We start from the raw sequence: 18,164 nt of genomic DNA on the forward strand, positions 1-18,164 counted from the left end.
ATCTATGTTGAAACAACGAGTCATCACCGCCCTGATCCTGCTGGTCATTCTGGGCGCGGCCATGCTTGTCCCCGTGCGCTGGCCATTGCTGGCTATTTTTGTCCTGATGAGTACGCTGGCTTGCTGGGAATGGGAGCGCCTGAGTTTGACCCAGGAGCAGCAGCGTTGGGCCTGGCCCCTGGCCATGCTCAACGGTGCCTTGATGCTGTGGCTAAGCGTGCACTGGTATCACACCGGCCCGCAAGGGCAGGCGGCCGATTTGGTCTACCGTGGTCTGGTGCCCCTGATGGCGGTCTTGTGGGTCGTCGGCGCTACCGGGCTGGTGCTGCAAGCTCAGGCCACACAGCGTGCGCAAGGGGTCTTGCTCAGCGTGATGGGTGTACTGGCTCCTTTGGTTGCCTGGGCCAGCCTGTATCTGTTCCTGCATACGCAGGGCATTGTCTATGTGCTCTCCTTGCTGGTCCTGATCTGGGTGGCAGACATCGCTGCTTATTTCGCTGGACGTGCCTTCGGTAAAGCCAAGCTGGCCCCGCGTGTCAGCCCTGGCAAGACCTGGGCTGGAGCGCTCGGTGGTATGGTTGCCGCTGCTGCATGGATGTTGATCAGCGCAAATTGGGCCGGCAGTTTCGGTGCCGATGTGCAGCAGCGCTGGGGCTGGGTCGCCACGGCTGCTTTGGGCCTTGCGCTGGCGGCTCTGTCTATCGTGGGTGACTTGTTCGAGTCCCTGCTCAAGCGTCGTGCCGCTGTTAAAGATTCCAGTCAATTATTGCCCGGTCATGGTGGGGTGTACGACCGTATCGACGCCTTGCTGCCGGTTGCTCCCGTGGCCTTGCTGCTAAGTGGGGCGTGGCTCTTTTAGTCCTGCGTGGATTCAAAGTGTTTGCGTCAAGGAAGAACTCATGAGTTTCCAGCATGTATGTGTGTTAGGGGCCACTGGCTCTATTGGTATCAGCACACTGGATGTGATTGCTCGTCATCCCGATCGGATGGCGGTTTATGCCGTGAGCGGCCACACTCGCATGGAGCTGTTGGCCGAGCAAGCTCGTAACAGCGCAGCCCGTGTTGTCCTCGTGCCGGATGAAGCTGCGCGTAGCCGCTTTCTGGCCGCGTGGCAGGGCGGTGCCTTGCCAGAGATTCGGGTAGGTGCTCAGGCGCTGGCCGACACGGCTGCCGATCCGCAAGTCACTACTGTCATGGCCGCGATTATCGGCGCCGCAGGTTTGCCCTCGGCCCTGGCCGCTGCACGTGCTGGCAAGCGTGTGCTGCTGGCTAATAAAGAGGCGCTGGTTGCCGCAGGTCGTATCTTCATGCAAGCCGTGCAAGAGGGTGGGGCGCAGTTGATGCCCATTGACTCTGAGCACAGCGCCATCTACCAATGCCTGGCGGGTGAGCTGCCGCCAGAACCCGGTCAGCCAGTTGCGGCTCTGCGCCGTCTTCTGGTAACCGCTTCCGGTGGACCTTTCCGCTCGCGCAATCTGTCCGAGTTGGAGGGAGTGACCCCCGAGCAGGCCTGCGCGCATCCTAACTGGAGCATGGGCCGCAAAATTTCGGTGGACTCGGCCACCATGCTGAATAAAGGTCTGGAAGTAATCGAGGCGCATTGGCTGTTTTCAGTGCCTGTTGACCAGATTGATGTGGTGGTGCATCCGCAAAGTGTGATTCACTCCATGGTCGAGTACATAGACGGTTCCGTCATGGCGCAATTGGGTCAGCCTGACATGCGTACGGCGATTGCCTACGGTCTGGGCTTTCCGGAGCGTTTGTATAGCGGCGTAGGCTTGCTGGATCTGGCCACAATGGGACGTCTGGATTTTGAGCAGCCCGATTTTCTGCGTTTCCCCTGTTTGCGACTGGCCTATGATGCCTTGCGCAGCAGTCAGGCCGCCTGCGTAACCTTGAACGCCGCCAATGAAATCGCCGTAGACCGCTTCCTGGAGCGGCAGATTGGCTATACTCAGATTCCGGCTGTGATCGAGCATTGTCTGGACAAGCTCAATGGCCGTGCCAGCCAGGCCTTGGATGCTCTGGACGGGGTCTTGGAGCTCGATAGCGAAACCCGTTCGCTGGCGCTGGATTACTGTCGAAGCTCTGCGCGTATTTAACAGGACTTAACATGCTCTTTACCGTGCTGGCTTTCTTGGTGGCGTTGGGCGTGCTGGTGACCTTTCACGAGCTGGGCCACTACTGGGTGGCCCGTCGTTGCGGGGTACGGGTAGAGCGGTTTTCGATTGGTTTTGGCAAGGTGTTGTACCGCCGTTCTGACAAGAATGGCACCGAATGGGCCGTCTCGGCCTTGCCCTTGGGCGGCTACGTCGCCATGCAAAATGATCCGCCTGCTCATGCCACGCAGGCGCAGATCGACGAATCTTTCAACCACAAACCCCTGCGACAACGCGCCGCGATTGTGCTGGCGGGCCCGATGGCCAACCTGATTCTGGCCGTGGTGATCTATGCCTTTGTGGGCTTGCTGGGTACTCAAGAGCCTATTGCGCAAATTGGCCCCGTTCCAGAAGGGACACCCGCCGCACAAGCTGGGTTCGAGGCTGGAGATCGCCTGGTCTCTGTCGATGGCAAGCCGGTGGACTCCTGGTTGCAGGCGCGTTGGGCCTTTATGGATGCCTTGTCCTCGGGTGGCGAGCTGGAAGTGGGCGTCAAGGACCCGCTTGGACAGGAAAAAAATCGTTACTTGAGATTACCGGCGGGCGAGATTTTGCCAGACGGGCAGGACTTGATGGCCCAGGCAGGATTGATGCTGCGTCCGGCGCGATCCATCGTCCAAGAGGTGTTTAAAGATACGGCAGCCGAACAGGCAGGCCTGCGGGAGGGTGACCTTATTATCCGGCTGGATGATTTGATCGAGCCCGGGATCACGGCTTTCGTTCAAAAGGTGCAACAATCCGCAGGCAAGACACTGGAGCTTGACGTGCTGCGGGACGGCGAAATTCAACGCCTGCTCCTCGCTCCTGAAGGTGATGCCAATGCGCAGGGGCGTATCGGTGCAAAAGTGGCTATGGATATGCCCATGACACTGGTGCGTTATGGGCCGATCGAGAGCGTGGAACGCGGATTTACCCGTACCGGGCAGACCTTCTGGTTCTCTTTGAAGATGATCGGGCGCATGATTACGGGGGAAGTCTCTGTACGTAATGTCAGCGGGCCGGTTACTATTGCGGATTATGCGGGCCAGACAGCACGTATTGGCTTGATCGCCTACCTGAATTTCCTGGCCTTGATCAGTATTAGCATCGGTTTACTGAATTTGTTGCCCGTACCTATGTTGGACGGGGGACATCTACTGTACTATGCCATCGAAGCTGTGCGCGGCAAGCCCGCTTCGGAGCGTATGATGCTTGTCGGTCAGCGCCTGGGCCTGGCCTTGTTGGCCCTGCTGATGAGTATTGCTTTTTTTAATGACATCACCCGCCTTTTCAGTTGAGGGCGGGTGGCATACAATTTCCAACCATTTGACCGACCAAGGATTGTCCAGGATGTCGTTTAGCCGGAAACCTACTTTTGCGTTGCGTGTTCTGCCCGTATTGGTGGCAAGTCTGCTTGCTCCCGCCTTGGCGAATGCATTTGCACCGTTTGTCGTGCGCGATATTCAAGTCAACGGCATCCAGCGGGTCGACCCCGGCGCCGTGTTCTCGTCCTTGCCTGTCAAGGTCGGTGAGTCCTTCTCGGAAGAGCAGGCCGCAGACGCGATTCAGCGTTTGTACGCCACAGGCTTTTTCAGCGACGTGCAAATTGACACCAGCACCAATGTGCTGATCGTCAACGTCAAAGAGCGCCCAACCATCGCGTCGGTGTCCTTTAATGGCATGCGCGAGTTCGATGCGAAGAATATTACCAACTCCCTGGCTCAGGTAGGCTTTGGAGAAGGCCGGGTTTTTGACCGTTCCATGCTGGAACGTGCCGAATTCGAGCTGAAACAACAATACCTGTCCAAGGGCAAGTACGGTGTGGAAATCACGCCCATCATCACGCCCTTGCCACGTAACCGCGTCGGTGTCAGCTTTGACATCTTTGAAGGCGGTCTGGCCAAGATCAAGGAAATCCGCATCGTCGGTACGGAAGCCGTCTCGCAAGGTGACTTGCTCGATCAGATGGAACTGACGACTTCGGGCATGATGACCTGGTACACCGGTACCGATAAGTACTCCCGCGAGAAGCTGGAAGGCGATATGGAGCGCATCCGCTCCTACTACCTGAATCGCGGCTTTCTGGAGTACTCCGCCGAGGCTCCTCAGGTTTCGATTTCCCCGGATCGCAAAGATATTTTCATCACCTTGACCATCCACGAAGGCCAGCCCTACAAACTGAGCAGTGTCAAGCTGGCGGGTGATCTGCTGGGTCTGGAGGACAAGATCCAGCCTCTGGTGCAGCAGAAAGAAGGCGAGGTCTTCTCCTCGGACAAAACCAGCGCCACTGTGAAATCGATTACCGAATACCTGGGTGGCCTGGGTTATGCGTTTGCCAATGCCAACCCGAATCCGGTTCTGGATCGCGAAAATCACACGGCTGACTTGACCTTCTACGTCGATCCCGGTCGTCGCGTGTATGTGCGTCGTATCGAGGTGGGCGGAAACGTCCGTACCCGTGATGAAGTGGTACGTCGTGAAATGCGTCAGCAAGAAGCGGCCTGGTATGACTCGGACGCCATCAAGTTCTCGCGTGACCGTATTGACCGTCTGGGCTACTTCAATGAAGTGGACGTGAACACCAAGCCTGTGCCCGGTTCGCCTGACCAGGTCGACGTAAACGTGGACGTGAAAGAAAAGCCCACCGGCTTGGTTAACCTGGGTATTGGTTACGGCTCCACTGACAAGTTGATGTTGTCGGCAGGTATCAGCCAGGACAACATCTTCGGTAGCGGTAATAGTCTGTCCTTGCAGGTCAATACCAGTAAGGTGAACCGTGCGGCGGTGATCAGCCACACCAATCCTTTCTGGACGGGTGACGGCATCAGCAAAACCACCTCGATTTACTACCGTCGTACCACGCCTTACCAGTCCAATGATGGTTGGGGTGATTACCAGAACACCGCCATTGGTGCGGGCTTGAACTTTGGCGTGCCTATTTCCGAGTACGACCGTATTTTCATGGGTGTGAACTTTGAGCAGAACAAGCTCTCACGCCTGAGCCCCCAGTACACGCCACGTGCCTATCAGGATTATGTGAACGAGTACGGTGAGCGCACCAATACGTTTATTTTTAATCTGGGTTGGTCCAAAGATACCCGTGACAGCGCGATTGCTCCCAACAAGGGTAGCCTGACCAGCTTGTCGGCGGATATGGGTACCGTGGACCTGCGCTACTACATGCTGCGCGCCAGCCACCAGCACTACATTCCATTGGGTCGTGCGTATACATTGGCTCTGAATGGTGCCATTGACTATGGTCGCAGCATTGGTGGCAAGACCTTCCCGGTCATCAAGAACGTATACGCCGGTGGTATCGGTTCGGTACGTGGCTATGAAGGCGCATCCTTGGGTGGTCGAGACACCTTGACCGGTGACTACCTGGGTGGTTCGCGTCGCATGATCGCCAACGCCCAGCTGTACCTGCCTTTCCCGGGCGCGTCACGTGACCGCACGTTACGTTGGTTCGTCTTTGCCGATGCCGGTAAGGTCGACAACACTAGCGGTGGTTGTGCAATGGGTCGCCCTGATCGTTTGTCGGAAGACCCATGCGGTTGGAAGTACGCTGCAGGTCTGGGCTTGTCGTGGGAATCCCCGCTCGGTCCTTTGCAGCTGTCCTACGGTCGCGCCTTGCGCGCCAAGGAAGGTGACGACAAACAAGCCTTCCAGTTCCAGATTGGTACCGCTTTCTGATGTTCGTGTTTAGTGGCACAATTGCACTATTCTGCAGCCTAATTAGCAAGGTAGATTTTTCATGAAGTCAAACATCGCATTAAAACTTACAAACATCGCCCGCAGCTTGTCGCGTGGCAATAAAGCGCTCGTTCTGGCTGCCGCGCTGGGTGTCGGCGCCATGACCGCTGCACCTGTTGTTCAGGCACAGACCAAAATCGGTTTTGTCAGCACAGAGCGTATCTTGCGTGATTCCAAGCCCGCCAAAGCTGCCCAGACCAAAATCGAAGCAGAATTCAAGCGTCGCGACGAAGAACTGGAGCGCATGGCCAACAACCTGCGTTCGCAAGCTCAGAAGTTCGACAAGGACGCTCCTGTTCTGTCCGAGTCTGACCGTGTGAAGCGTCAGCGTCAGCTGGCTGATCTGGATTCCGATTTGCAGCGCAAGCGTCGCGAATTCCAGGAAGACTTCAACCGTCGCCGCAACGAAGAGTTCTCGGCCATTGTTGAGCAGGCTGATGCCGCCATCAAGCGTATTGCTGACTCCCAAGGCTACGACCTGATCATTCAGGACGCCGTTACGGTTAGCCCACGTGTGGACATCACCGAGGAAGTTCTGAAAGCACTGGGCGGTTGATGCACTATGCCGGTATTGCTGAACGTTGATCAGGCTGTACAGCTGTCTGAACTTATAGACGCCATCAACAAGACCGGACTGGATTGCAAGCTGCCAGAAGGCATTAAAGAGCCTATGCCCCGGATTCGGGGCCTAGGCTCTTTGCTTTCTGCGGGCCCGGAGGAAATCAGCTTTCTGTCCAATCCCAAGATGCAGGATCTGCTGGAGCAGACCTCTGCTGCGGTGGTGATTCTGACGCCACAAGTCTATGAAGGTCTGGGCTTTGCACCGTCCTTTATCCCGGTTTTGTGCTCGCAACCTTATCTGATGTACGCGCTGCTGGCGCAACGTTTTGATCAGGTACGCATGGCGGATTTGCCTCAGGGCATTCATCCCAGTGCGGTGATTGATCCCAGCGCTGACTTGGGCGAAGGCGTGTCGGTCGGGCCATTCTGTGTGATCGAGGCCGGTGTCAAGATCGGACGGGGCACCCGTTTGGGCGCGCATTGCGTAATTGGCGCAGGCTCCACCTTGGGTCAGGACTGCTTGCTGCACGCACGTGTCACTCTTTACCATCAGGTGCATATTGGTGCACGCGCCATTCTGCATTCGGGTGTGGTGCTGGGCGCGGACGGTTTTGGCTTTGCACCGGATCCCGTGAAAGGGAAGGGGGCGTGGGCCAAGATCGCGCAGATCGGTCATGTACGTATTGGTGACGACGTTGAAATCGGTGCCAATACCACGGTGGACCGTGGCGCACTGGACGACACGGTGCTGGCCAACGGCGTCAAGCTGGATAACCAGATCATGATCGGTCATAACGTGCAGGTCGGTGAACATACCGCCATGGCGGCGTGTGTGGGGGTGGCCGGCTCTACCCAGATTGGGGCACGTTGTACGATTGCCGGGGCAGCCATGCTCTCGGGACACCTGGTTCTGGGGGATGACGTGCACGTCTCTGGCGGTACGGCTGTTACCTCCAACATCAGCCAGCCCGGACGTTATACCGGGGTTTATCCCTTTGCAGGACACCAGGACTGGCAGAAAAATGCTGCCGTATTGGGACAATTGAGCGGTTTGCGCCGTCGCCTGCGTTCTTTGGAACGTCAGCAGGCGGATGGGGCAAATGAATCATCTGAACATATCAATAAACAAAAATAAGCAGGACAGGACATGGAACTCGACATTCGACAAATTATGGATCGCCTCCCTCATCGTTACCCGATGCTGCTGGTCGATCGCGTCTTGGAACTGGTGCCCGGCAAGAGCATCGTCGCCATTAAAAACGTGTCGATGAATGAACCCTTTTTTACAGGTCACTTTCCGCATATGCCGGTTATGCCTGGGGTCTTGATCATTGAAGCCATGGCTCAGGCAGCCGCACTGTTCTCTTTTACCGATCCCGAGGATCCGTACGCCAAAGTGGACAACAAACTGGCCTATTACCTGGTCGGTGTGGATGGCGCGCGTTTCCGCAAGCCCGTGATGCCAGGCGATCAGTTGCGTCTGGAAGTGACGGCTGACCGCATCAGCCGCGCTTTGTGCAAGTACACAGGCCGCGCCCTGGTCGATGGCCAAGTGGTTGCCGAAGCCAAAATTATGTGTGCTATCCGTCAATTGGAAGAATAGTTTATGCGTATTCATGAAACGGCCATCATCGAAGCAGGCGCTCAGCTTGCAGATGATGTCGAGGTCGGGCCTTACAGCATTATCGGGCCCAATGTCACGATAGGGGCGGGCACCAAAGTGGGCCCTCACTGCGTGATAGATGGCGTGACCACGATTGGTCGCAACAACCATTTCTACCGTTTCTGCTCCATCGGGGGCATGCCGCAGGACAAGAAGTACGCTGGAGAACCGACTCGCCTGGAAATCGGCGATGGCAATATGGTTCGTGAATACGTCACCATCAATACCGGCACGGTGCAGGATGTAGGCGTGACCCGTGTTGGCAATGACAACTGGATCATGGCTTACACCCACATTGCTCACGATTGCCAGATTGGCAATCACACGATTATTGCCAATAGCGTCCAGCTGGGCGGCCACGTACATATTGGCGATTGGGCCATTCTGGGCGGTTTGACTGCCGTGCACCAGTTCGGTCGTATCGGTGCGCACAGCATGATTGGTGGTACCAGCTCGGTGCGTCAGGATATCCCTCCTTACGTCATCGGTGCAGGCGATCCTTTCCGTCCTGTCGGTGTCAACAGTGAAGGCTTGGGCCGTCGCAACTTTTCGGCTGAAGCGATTTCGGCGGTGAAGGAAAGCTACAAGCTGCTGTATCGTCGCAAGCTGACGGTGGAGCAGGCGGTAGAGCAAATGCAAGCCTTGCAGGAAACGCAGCCTGACAGCCGTGCCGCGGTTCAGGTCATGATCGACTTCTTGAATGACTCCAGCCGGGGTATTTGCCGACCATGAGCAGCGCCTCCAGCCTATTAGCGGCACGTTTAGACGGGTCGGGGCAAACAGGGGCCAAGCGGGATCTGCGTATAGGAATGGTGGCCGGGGAGCCGTCTGGCGACTTGCTGGCGGCTCGCATCATTCAAGGGCTGCGCCAAGGCAGTCCTGGCGTGCAGGTAGAAGGCATAGGCGGCCCCGAGATGGCCGCCCAGCAATTTCACCAATACTATCCCATGGACGCCTTGACGGTATTTGGTTACGTCGAGGCGCTCAAACGTATTCCGGGTCTGGTCTCCACCTATTTGGGCATGCGCAATCAATGGTTGCGGCAGCGTCCCGATGTGTTTGTGGGTATTGATGCCCCGGACTTCAATTTGCGCCTGGAGCATCGTTTGCGTCAGGCTGGTGTGCCTACGGTGCACTTTGTGGGGCCCTCGATCTGGGCCTGGCGCTACGAGCGTATCCACAAAATCCGCGAAGCGGTTTCCCATATGCTGGTGCTGTTTCCTTTCGAGACCGAGATCTACGAAAAGGAAGGCATTCCGGTGACCTATGTGGGCCATCCCTTGGCAGCGAATATCCCTTTGCAGCCGGACAAGGCCGACGCTCGTCGTCGCCTGGGTTTGCCCGAGACGGGTCGTATTCTGGGCGTGTTGCCTGGCAGCCGCTCCTCCGAGGTCAAGATGCTGTCGCCGCGCTTCTTGCAGGCCGTACAGATTTTGCAGGACCAGGACCCGGATCTGATGATTCTGGTGCCCATGGTCAATCCCAAGCGCCGTCAGGAATTTGAAGAGGCTCTGGTTCAGCATCCTATCCGTAACTTGCACATTATTGATGCCAACACAGCGGGTATTCGTCAGCCGGATTCGGAAGGAGTGGTCCGTCCACCCGCCTGGACGGTGATGGAGGCCAGTGACGCGGTGCTGGTGGCCAGCGGTACCGCCAGCCTGGAAACGGCCTTGTACAAGCGTCCTATGGTTATTTCGTATGTGCTCAGCCCCATGATGGAGCGCATCATACGTTGGAAGTCCGGCCAGGACAGACCGTATGTGCCTTGGGTGGGCTTGCCTAATGTGCTGGCTCGCGATTTTGTCGTGCCTGAACTACTGCAAGAAGATGCCGAACCCCAGAAGCTGGCGCAAGAGTGCTGGAAAGCCTTGAGCGATCAGGAGTATGTAGCTCATATCGAGCAGGTCTTTACCGAGATGCATTTGACCTTGCGTCGGGACACCCCCGCCTTGGCGGCTGAGGTCATTTTGAATATGGCGCGTGCATGAAGCAGCTGGATTTATTAGTCAGTGATGTCTCGGCAGGTTTGGTGGCGGGGCTGGATGAAGCAGGACGTGGTCCCTTGGCCGGTCCCGTTTTTGCCGCTGCCGTTATTCTGGACCCGAACAATCCCATTGAAGGCCTGAACGACTCCAAGAAGCTGACCGCCAAGCGACGTGAAGCCCTGGCTGTGTTGATCAAGGAAAGAGCCTTAGCCTGGGAAATTGCCAGTGCTACTGTGGCAGAAATTGATGACATCAATATCTTGCACGCCGCCATGCTGGCGATGCAGCGGGCCTGTAATGGCCTGAGCGTCAAACCGGAACAAGCCTTGGTGGATGGCAATCGCATTCCAGGCGGCCTTTGTTGTCCGGCAGAGGCCATCATTAAAGGCGACGCCAGCCATGCCGCCATTGCGGCCGCATCGATTTTGGCCAAAACAGCGCGGGATGCGGTCTGCCTGGAATTGCACCGAGACTATCCTGAATACGGTTTCGACCAGCATAAAGGCTACGGGACGGCCTTGCATTTGGATCGTTTGTCCCAGCACGGACCTTGTCCCGAGCATCGTCGAAGTTTCGCGCCGGTACGCGCATCTTTAGTTAGGTAAGTTGAAGACAATGAGGCTGATTGAATCCAAAGATAATGCGCTGTTCAAACGAGTACAGCGCTTGGCTCACGATAAACGCGAGCTGGACGGGGGGGATCAGCTGATTTGGTTGGAAGGCATTCATCTGTGCCAAATGTGGCTGGAACGCCGTGGTTTGCCGGAACTGGCTGTTTTCGAGATGGACCGTCACTCCGACGAGTTGCTGGAACTGGCGCGTTTCTTGCCAGGCCATAGCAGCGTGACGTTCAATGCCACGTTGATGAATGCGGTGTCCCAAGTAGGTCAGGGGCAGGGCATAGGCTTTATTGTCCGCGTGCCTCGTGGACAGACTTGGACGGCTCCCACGAAACGCGCCATCTTGCTGGATCAGGTGCAAGATCCGGGCAATGTAGGCACGGTACTGCGCACTGCCGTAGCGGTGGGCCTGGAAGCGGTGTATCTGACACCGGGCTGTGCTAGCGTCTGGTCGCAGAAAGTGCTGCGTAGTGCGCAGGGCGCTCATTTCTCCATTCAAATCCATGAGCAGGTCGATGGCGTAGCATTGCTTGAACAAGCGGCCTTGCCGGTGCTGGTGACTTCTCTGGGCCCGGATACCCAGGACCTGTACGAGTCCAGCCTGCCAGACCAAGGGATTTGGGTTTTTGGTAATGAGGGCCAAGGTGTCAGCCCGGCCTTGCTGGCTAAGGCAAATCAACGCCTGTTTATCCCCCAGGCGCCCGGTGTTGAGTCCTTGAACGTGGCCATTGCCACCGCACTGTGCCTCTACGAGCAACGTCGTCAGCACAGCCGCTAGTTCCAGCGGCTTTATTTCACAGCATCAAGCAGAGTTAGCCTGTAAGCGCTAATTCTGTCTTGATCTGGCACTTGTCTCCACTTGTAAAATCAAGTAAATCATCTAGTAAGGCGCCTGCTTATCGGTACGCTAGTACTGAGTGCCTGGCGCAGTAGACGCTTGTCTGCTAGCGGCTCGTGCAGAGCCGTCTTTCCCTCCCTTTATCGCTGCATCGTTGTATCCGGCTGGATTCCTAATCTTTTTCAGATGAGGTCAACAATGAAACTTAGCGAATACGCGACCTATGATGCCCTGGCTCTTGCTGAGCTGGTCGCCAAGAAACAAATCAGTGTTCAAGAATTAAGCCAAGTTGGCAAAAAAGCCGTCGACACCTTGAACAGTAAAATCAATGCGGTTGTAGAGAGCTGGGACGGGGAGATTGACCCTCATGCTGACCGGGACTCCGTACTCTACGGCGTCCCGTTTTTGATTAAAGATTTGGCGATCACCATGAAGGGCAAGCGCTACGAGCTGGGCAGCAAGCTGGCGCAAGATATGGTGATGGATGCAGACAGCACCTTGATGAGCCTCTACAAGGAGGCGGGACTGGTCACGCTGGGGCGCACGACCACCTCGGAGTTCGCCATCAGTACCACGACGGAAGCGCGCTGCGTAGGCCCTACGCTGAACCCTTGGAACCCGGCTTTTAATGCTGGCGGCTCTACAGGCGGTTCGGCCGCTGCAGTGGCGGCAGGGATGGTGCCAGTGGCGCATGCAACTGACGGCGGTGGCTCTATCCGTGTCCCTGCAGCAGTGAACGGCCTGTTTGGTTTGAAGCCCACTCGGGGGCGTGTCTCCAGCGGCCCTCAGCAAGATGAAGTGTGGAGTGGTCTGCTGGCCCATCTGGGTGTCAGCCGCAGTGTGCGAGACAGTGCGGCCTTGCTGGATGCGATTAGTCGTCCCGGTATCGGCGAGCCCTATTACACCGCAGCGCCCCCGCAGAGCTTTTTATCGGCCGTCAAGAAGAATCCGGGTTCCTTGCGTATCGGCTTGATGATGGACCCGCCCAGCGGCGATAAAACCCAATCTGCCATAGCGGCCAAGGCGATTGATATGGCCTCGGTGTTGGAGTCCTTGGGCCATCAGGTGGAGCCCCTGGTGTTTGACTCCGGCGTCAGTTGGGAGGCTTTTGTGCACGCCAATGCTCAGTTCTGGAACGTGAATACGGCTGCATGGATAGACAGCATTGCAGCGGCGACAGGACGCCCGGTGAACGAGGAGTATCTGGAACAGGCCACGCTGGCGGCCTACGCCTACGGCAAGAAGATTAGCGGGATTGATATTCTGGGGGCGATTGCCGTGCGTAATACAGTTTCACGGAATTTGGGGGCGTATTTCCAGAAGTACGATGTGCTGATGACACCCACCGTGCCTACGCTGCCCATGAAGGTGGGCGAGTACAACAAGGTACAGGATCAGGTGGATGGCCTGGGCTGGATTGCCCACGTCTTCCGGCAAGCGCCTTTTGCTGCTTTGGCCAACATCAGCGGTTCACCCTCCATGTCCGTGCCTGCTGGGCAGGATGTGGCCACCTCTTTACCCATAGGCATGATGTTTACAGCCGGCTATGGGCAGGAATGCCTTTTGTTCGGGCTGGCTGGCCAATTGGAGCAAGCCTTGCCTTGGGCCGATCAGCACCCGCAGGTTTGGGTGGGCAAGCTGGTCTAAGATGGGGCAACAATAGGGGATGCAAGCCGGTATAGGCAAACCGACACCCGTAGAGGCGCAAGTGGATGCGCAGCAGACCTGTTACCGTACCCGCAGCAAACAAAAAGGCCTGAGCCAGGTATCACACCGGGTTCAGGCCTTGATGTTGAGGCTGTCCGAATACGCCCGAAGGGGGGCGCTTGGACCAGGAGTTCAATCCTTAGTAGGAGCGGCGGTCCAAACCGACATCATCCAGAATCTTGGTGGAGATTTCCTCGATGGATTTGGTGGTGGTGGACAGCCAAGGGATACCTTCCATACGCATCAGGCGCTCGGCTTCGGCCACTTCCATGCGGCACTGTTCGATGGTGGCGTATTTGCTACCCGGACGGCGTTCATTACGCACTTCGGACAGGCGGTCTGGATGAATGGACAGGCCAAAAATCTTTTTCCGGTAAGGAGCCAGCGTCGCGGGCAGGGTACCGCGCTGGAAATCCTCGGGAATGATGGGGTAGTTGGCGGCCTTGACGGCATACTGCATTGCCAAGTACAAGCTGGTAGGCGTTTTTCCGCAGCGTGACACACCCACCAGAATCACGTCGGCTTGTTCCAGACCATTCACGTATTGACCATCGTCGTGCGCCAGGCTGAAGTTGATGGCCTCGATACGGTTGTTGTAGCGCTTGGACATGCCACCGGAGTGAGAACGGCCCACGGAACGGCTGGATTTCACCCCCAGGGCGCGTTCGATGTGTCGTACAAAGGCACCAAACAAGTCCAGGAAGGTGCAGTTGGCAGCGCCAATGATATGCGCCATCTTGGGGTCAACCAGGGTGCTGAAGACCAGAGGCTGCTGGCCCTGTTCCTGCGCGCATTGGTTGATGCGATCAGCAACAGACTGGGCTTTCTCGATGGTATCGATGAAGGGGATCCGGATGGCCTGAAATTCGAATTGAGCGAATTGCGACAGGACGGAGTTGCTGAAAGTTTCGGCGGTAATGCCCGTGCTGTCGGAAACGACAAAGACGGTACGCTCAATAGGAGAAGAAGACATGGAATAAGTCGTGCACAATGCTCGGGAAACGGTACAATTTGCAAGATTACCATTTACCGCTCGAATCGGGGGATGGAAAGGCAGGTTTGCTTAGGACAGATCACACGGACAGCGCTGCTGGGATCACTGCCTTAAGCAAACACGCTTTTTTTTCTATTCAAGGTGACTTATGTCTTACGTAATTGGTTTCGACAAGCTCCGCATGACGGACGTCGACACAGTGGGCGGTAAAAACGCTTCGCTGGGTGAAATGATCAGCCAGTTGGCTGATGCCGGTGTGCGCGTGCCAGGTGGTTTTGCCACAACAGCCGAAGCATTCCGCGTTTTCCTGAAAAACAAGGATCTGGACAAGCGCATTCAGCAGCGTCTGGACGCGCTGGACGCCGACGACGTGCGTGAACTGGCTGCTGCCGGTGCCGAAATCCGTCAGTGGATCATCGACACTCCGTTCCCAGCCGAGTTTGAACAAGCCGTACGTGACGCGTTTGCTGAGCTGGACGCCGATGGCAAAGGTTCCTTTGCCGTGCGTTCTTCCGCAACCGCCGAAGACTTGCCTGACGCCTCCTTTGCCGGTCAGCAAGAAACCTACCTGAACGTGGTGGGCATTGACGAGGTGCTGAGCAAGATTCACCACGTATTTGCTTCCCTGTACAACGACCGCGCTATTTCCTACCGCGTGCACAAGGGCTACGCCCACGCTGAAGTGGCTCTGTCCGCTGGTATCCAGCGTATGGTGCGCTCCGATAAGGGCAGCGCCGGCGTGATGTTCACCCTGGACACCGAATCGGGCTTCAAGGACGTGGTTTTCCTGACCTCCTCCTACGGCCTGGGCGAAACCGTGGTGCAAGGTTCGGTCAATCCGGACGAGTTCTACGTTTACAAGCCAACGCTGGCTTCCGGTCACTACCCCATCATCAGCCGCCGTATCGGCTCCAAGCTGATCAAGATGGAATTTGACGAAGGTCGTACCACCGATCACGCTGTACGTACCGTGGACGTGCCTGTGTCCGAGCGCAATCGTTACTCCCTGAGCGACGAAGAAGTGATCGAACTGGCTCGCTACGCCACCATTATTGAAAAACACTACCAGCGTCCCATGGACATTGAGTGGGGTCGTGATGGTATCGACGGCAAGATCTACATTCTGCAAGCCCGTCCTGAGACGGTTAAGTCCCAGCAAGGCAGCAACGATGTGCAAGAGCGTTACCGCCTGAAAGCCACCGGCGACGTGCTGGTCACAGGCCGCGCCATTGGCCAGAAGATCGGTTCGGGCAAAGTCCGTATTGTGGCGGATGCCTCCGAGATGGATCTGGTCAAACCCGGCGACGTGCTGGTGACCGACATGACGGACCCTAACTGGGAACCCATCATGAAGCTGGCTTCGGCTATTGTCACCAACCGTGGCGGCCGTACCTGCCACGCGGCGATTATTGCTCGCGAACTGGGCATCCCTGCCGTGGTCGGTTGCAACAACGCCACAGACGTGCTGAAAGAAGGCCAGGAAGTGACGGTATCGTGTGCTGAAGGCGACGAAGGCCGTATTTACGACGGTTTGCTGGAAACCGAGATCGAAGAAGTCAGCTGGGGCCAAATGCCCGAGATCGGCCTGAAAGTTATGATGAACGTGGGTAACCCACAACTGGCTTTCGACTTCTCGCAAATCCCGAACGATGGTGTGGGTCTGGCCCGTCTGGAATTCATCATCAACAACAACATCGCGATTCACCCCAAAGCCGTTCTGGACTATCCCAATGTGGATAGCGACCTGAAAAAGGCGGTGGAATCGGCGGCTCGTGGCTACGCCAGCCCACGTGCTTTCTTCGTGGAAAAACTGGCTGAAGGTATTGCGACTCTGGCCGCTTCCTTCTACCCCAAGCCCGTCATTGTGCGTTTGTCGGACTTCAAGTCCAACGAATACCGCAAACTGGTGGGTGGTTCGCGCTACGAGCCCGAGGAAGAGAACCCAATGCTGGGCTTTCGCGGTGTGGCTCGCTACCTGTCCGAAGACTTCGCAGAATGCTTCAAGATGGAATGCGAAGCCCTGAAGAAAGTGCGCGACGAAATGGGTCTGACCAACGTCGAAATCATGGTGCCATTCGTGCGTACCCTGGGTCAGGCAGAGCGTGTGGTTGAGCTGCTGGCTTCCCACGGTCTGGCTCGTGGCGAAAACGGCCTGCGCCTGATCATGATGTGCGAAGTGCCTTCCAACGCTATTTTGGCCGAGAAGTTCCTGCAGTACTTTGACGGCTTCTCCATCGGCTCCAACGACATGACTCAGCTGACCCTGGGTCTGGATCGTGACTCCGGTATGGAACTGTTGGCTGCTGACTTCGACGAGCGCGACGAAGCCGTGAAGTTCATGTTGAGCCGTGCCATCAAGGCATGTCTGGCACAAAACAAATACGTCGGTATTTGTGGCCAAGGCCCTAGCGACCACCCCGATCTGGCCAAGTGGCTGAGCGAAGAAGGCATTATTTCGCTGTCGCTGAACCCTGACACGGTTGTGGACACCTGGCAGCGTCTGGCCAAGGCCTAAGACCAAGACCTAATCCACTGCCAGGGAAACGTCTCTGGCAGTAAGCTGGTCAAACCAGTCAAGATTCAACACCCCGACATGGAGCTTCCATGTCGGGGTGTTGTCGTTTTGTGGTTCTTTTAGCCTGATAGTGCGTCTATGTTGGCGTATTGGCAGGCTGGAGTCGGTGTGCGAGCTCGTACAGGTATCGCCGAGTGCTCGTGGTGTAGGGCAGTGAGAAGGACAGGTTCAATCCTGACAACCGGCACCGATCAGGGGCAGGGAACTGGTGAAAGGTAGTGATGGGGAAAAAGGAGTCGCCGTCACCGCCCTGGATCGGGCGGCATGGATTCAGATTGTCTTGAAGGGTTCGCTGTCAGCTGTAGAGCATAAAGCCGGGAACCGTAAGGAATGACAATCAGCGGTTGCCGCCGATTGATGCAGCCTTAGTTTGCCGTGTCGTTTTGATAAACGTGCAGGAACATATCCAGAATATGTTCGGTTTCGCTTTGAATGTGTTCTTCGCTCCAGGGCTCCATGGCGCCCATCAGCAGGAGAACGATTTCGCCTTCGCTCAGGCAGCGGAAGTGTTCCACCATCAATGCCGGGTCCAGCTTGCGCAAGGTGCCGCGCTCGATGTGGTGGGCAAAAAAGCACTGCACGCCGTCCCAGATCTGATCATCCAGCATCTCCATGAAGCGCTTGCCGATGTCGCTATGGCCACCTACAGAGACGACGATACGTAACAACTGGGCGGTTTGCTTGGAGTAAAGATTGCGCAGCATGGGCAGCAAAAAGCGCTTCAGTTCTTCGCGAATATCGCCTTCGCAGTCCAGCTTGGTCAAGACCTGTTCGGTAAAGTCCTGGGCGCCTGTCAGCAAGACAGCCAGCAAGAGGTCTTCTTTGGACGGGAAGTAGTTGTAGAGTGTGCCCTTGGAGCCGCCTGCCAATGCAGCGATTTGGGACATGGATGTGGCCTCAAAACCATTCTCGCGAAAAACCTCGGAAGCCACTTCCAGGATTTTGTCGCGGCGTTCGCGCCCTTTTCGAGTCGCGCGTTGGGATTTTCGGGGAACATCGTCGTGCATAATGGCAGGCAAAAAATAAGTGAATAGGACAAAGTCAGCATCATACCGTATCAATAGCTGCTGTGCTGTTGCTCTATTTCGATCGTTAAGGGCAAGCAAGACCAAACCCCTTGATTTTACGACATGCACTGCTGCTGGACCTATTTGTTTGCGTCGGTCTTTGATCTAAGGCCTATTAAAGCGCAAAAGAGCCACACATTCGGGTGGTAGCGCAGGCCGGCGCTTCTGGGCGCGCCTGGCGGCGTCTACAGATCGCTATAGTCCTTATCTGTTTTGATTTAAAGTATAAGGCGGCGGTTCTGATACTCTCTTTGCTCAAG

At 56.5% G+C, this 18,164-nt stretch carries 15 protein-coding genes; 13 read left to right on the forward strand and 2 right to left on the reverse strand.

The annotated features are described in order from the left end of the window. Nucleotides 1-4: 4 nt before the first annotated feature. The 12 genes from MID00_RS17240 (at nt 5) to MID00_RS17295 (ending at nt 13,208) form a co-directional block, all read left to right on the forward strand. Nucleotides 5-859: a phosphatidate cytidylyltransferase gene (locus MID00_RS17240; protein ID WP_254499183.1), complete on the forward strand. Its 855-nt coding sequence runs from the start codon at nt 5-7 to the stop codon at nt 857-859. A gap of 40 nt (nt 860-899) precedes the next feature. Further along, nucleotides 900-2,102 (forward strand): 1-deoxy-D-xylulose-5-phosphate reductoisomerase, encoded by a 1,203-nt coding sequence (locus MID00_RS17245; protein WP_250755736.1) that lies wholly within the window; start codon nt 900-902, stop codon nt 2,100-2,102. Between the two features lie 11 nt (nt 2,103-2,113). Next, nucleotides 2,114-3,436 carry an RIP metalloprotease RseP gene (gene rseP, locus MID00_RS17250; RefSeq protein WP_254499184.1) on the forward strand — a complete coding sequence of 441 codons (1,323 nt, stop codon included), beginning with the start codon at nt 2,114-2,116 and terminating at the stop codon, nt 3,434-3,436. 52 nt (nt 3,437-3,488) lie between these two features. Continuing rightward, nucleotides 3,489-5,831, forward strand: coding sequence for an outer membrane protein assembly factor BamA (gene bamA, locus MID00_RS17255; RefSeq protein ID WP_009457011.1), 2,343 nt, complete (start codon nt 3,489-3,491; stop codon nt 5,829-5,831). Between the two features lie 61 nt (nt 5,832-5,892). Beyond that, on the forward strand, nt 5,893-6,447 hold the full coding sequence (locus MID00_RS17260; protein ID WP_003799754.1) for an OmpH family outer membrane protein: 555 nt from the start codon (nt 5,893-5,895) through the stop codon (nt 6,445-6,447). Between the two features lie 6 nt (nt 6,448-6,453). Further along, complete coding sequence (gene lpxD / locus MID00_RS17265; RefSeq protein WP_021446557.1) at nt 6,454-7,587, forward strand: UDP-3-O-(3-hydroxymyristoyl)glucosamine N-acyltransferase; 1,134 nt, start codon at nt 6,454-6,456, stop codon at nt 7,585-7,587. A 12-nt stretch (nt 7,588-7,599) separates the two neighbouring features. After that, complete coding sequence (fabZ, locus tag MID00_RS17270) at nt 7,600-8,055, forward strand: 3-hydroxyacyl-ACP dehydratase FabZ (protein ID WP_003799758.1); 456 nt, start codon at nt 7,600-7,602, stop codon at nt 8,053-8,055. Between the two features lie 3 nt (nt 8,056-8,058). Continuing rightward, nucleotides 8,059-8,847, forward strand: coding sequence for an acyl-ACP--UDP-N-acetylglucosamine O-acyltransferase (gene lpxA / locus MID00_RS17275; RefSeq protein ID WP_254499185.1), 789 nt, complete (start codon nt 8,059-8,061; stop codon nt 8,845-8,847). A 77-nt stretch (nt 8,848-8,924) separates the two neighbouring features. Beyond that, on the forward strand, nt 8,925-10,106 hold the full coding sequence (gene lpxB, locus MID00_RS17280; protein ID WP_250757231.1) for a lipid-A-disaccharide synthase: 1,182 nt from the start codon (nt 8,925-8,927) through the stop codon (nt 10,104-10,106). After that, nucleotides 10,103-10,708 (forward strand): ribonuclease HII, encoded by a 606-nt coding sequence (gene rnhB, locus MID00_RS17285; RefSeq protein WP_009454127.1) that lies wholly within the window; start codon nt 10,103-10,105, stop codon nt 10,706-10,708. Before lpxB ends, rnhB begins: the two co-directional genes overlap by 4 nt. A 10-nt stretch (nt 10,709-10,718) precedes the next feature. Continuing rightward, the gene (locus MID00_RS17290; protein WP_009454126.1) at nt 10,719-11,501 is read left to right on the forward strand and encodes an RNA methyltransferase; all 783 of its coding nucleotides are present in this window, start codon (nt 10,719-10,721) and stop codon (nt 11,499-11,501) included. A gap of 258 nt (nt 11,502-11,759) precedes the next feature. Further along, entirely contained in the window at nt 11,760-13,208 is a 1,449-nt protein-coding gene (locus MID00_RS17295) for an amidase (RefSeq protein WP_021446559.1), read from the forward strand. A gap of 199 nt (nt 13,209-13,407) precedes the next feature. Here MID00_RS17295 and MID00_RS17300 read toward each other — a convergent pair whose 3' ends face one another. Further along, a complete protein-coding gene (locus MID00_RS17300) occupies nt 13,408-14,241 on the reverse strand; it encodes a pyruvate, water dikinase regulatory protein (RefSeq protein WP_009454124.1) in 834 nt (277 codons plus the stop codon). A 169-nt stretch (nt 14,242-14,410) separates the two neighbouring features. Between MID00_RS17300 and ppsA the strand changes: the two genes are divergently transcribed. After that, nucleotides 14,411-16,777, forward strand: a complete 2,367-nt coding sequence (gene ppsA / locus MID00_RS17305; protein ID WP_021446560.1) for a phosphoenolpyruvate synthase — start codon at nt 14,411-14,413, stop codon at nt 16,775-16,777. A gap of 425 nt (nt 16,778-17,202) precedes the next feature. On the opposite strand, the gene MID00_RS17310 is transcribed toward ppsA, so the two are convergent. Next, nucleotides 17,203-17,844: a TetR/AcrR family transcriptional regulator gene (locus MID00_RS17310; protein ID WP_235484220.1), complete on the reverse strand. Its 642-nt coding sequence runs from the start codon at nt 17,842-17,844 to the stop codon at nt 17,203-17,205. Nucleotides 17,845-18,164: the final 320 nt, after the last annotated feature.

Source organism: Alcaligenes sp. NLF5-7 (assembly GCF_024266725.1).
GTDB lineage: Bacteria > Pseudomonadota > Gammaproteobacteria > Burkholderiales > Burkholderiaceae_B > Alcaligenes > Alcaligenes phenolicus.

Excerpts from the sequence above, each read along its gene's own strand:
- MID00_RS17240 (WP_254499183.1), top strand. The coding sequence starts at position 5 with ATGTTGAAACAACGAGTCATCACCGCCCTGATCCTGCTGGTCATTCTG.
- MID00_RS17245 (WP_250755736.1), top strand. The coding sequence starts at position 900 with ATGAGTTTCCAGCATGTATGTGTGTTAGGGGCCACTGGCTCTATTGGT.
- rseP (WP_254499184.1), top strand. The coding sequence starts at position 2,114 with ATGCTCTTTACCGTGCTGGCTTTCTTGGTGGCGTTGGGCGTGCTGGTG.
- bamA (WP_009457011.1), top strand. The coding sequence starts at position 3,489 with ATGTCGTTTAGCCGGAAACCTACTTTTGCGTTGCGTGTTCTGCCCGTA.
- MID00_RS17260 (WP_003799754.1), top strand. The coding sequence starts at position 5,893 with ATGAAGTCAAACATCGCATTAAAACTTACAAACATCGCCCGCAGCTTG.
- lpxD (WP_021446557.1), top strand. The coding sequence starts at position 6,454 with ATGCCGGTATTGCTGAACGTTGATCAGGCTGTACAGCTGTCTGAACTT.
- fabZ (WP_003799758.1), top strand. The coding sequence starts at position 7,600 with ATGGAACTCGACATTCGACAAATTATGGATCGCCTCCCTCATCGTTAC.
- lpxA (WP_254499185.1), top strand. The coding sequence starts at position 8,059 with ATGCGTATTCATGAAACGGCCATCATCGAAGCAGGCGCTCAGCTTGCA.
- lpxB (WP_250757231.1), top strand. The coding sequence starts at position 8,925 with ATGGTGGCCGGGGAGCCGTCTGGCGACTTGCTGGCGGCTCGCATCATT.
- rnhB (WP_009454127.1), top strand. The coding sequence starts at position 10,103 with ATGAAGCAGCTGGATTTATTAGTCAGTGATGTCTCGGCAGGTTTGGTG.
- MID00_RS17290 (WP_009454126.1), top strand. The coding sequence starts at position 10,719 with ATGAGGCTGATTGAATCCAAAGATAATGCGCTGTTCAAACGAGTACAG.
- MID00_RS17295 (WP_021446559.1), top strand. The coding sequence starts at position 11,760 with ATGAAACTTAGCGAATACGCGACCTATGATGCCCTGGCTCTTGCTGAG.
- MID00_RS17300 (WP_009454124.1), bottom strand. The coding sequence starts at position 14,241 with ATGTCTTCTTCTCCTATTGAGCGTACCGTCTTTGTCGTTTCCGACAGC.
- ppsA (WP_021446560.1), top strand. The coding sequence starts at position 14,411 with ATGTCTTACGTAATTGGTTTCGACAAGCTCCGCATGACGGACGTCGAC.
- MID00_RS17310 (WP_235484220.1), bottom strand. The coding sequence starts at position 17,844 with ATGCACGACGATGTTCCCCGAAAATCCCAACGCGCGACTCGAAAAGGG.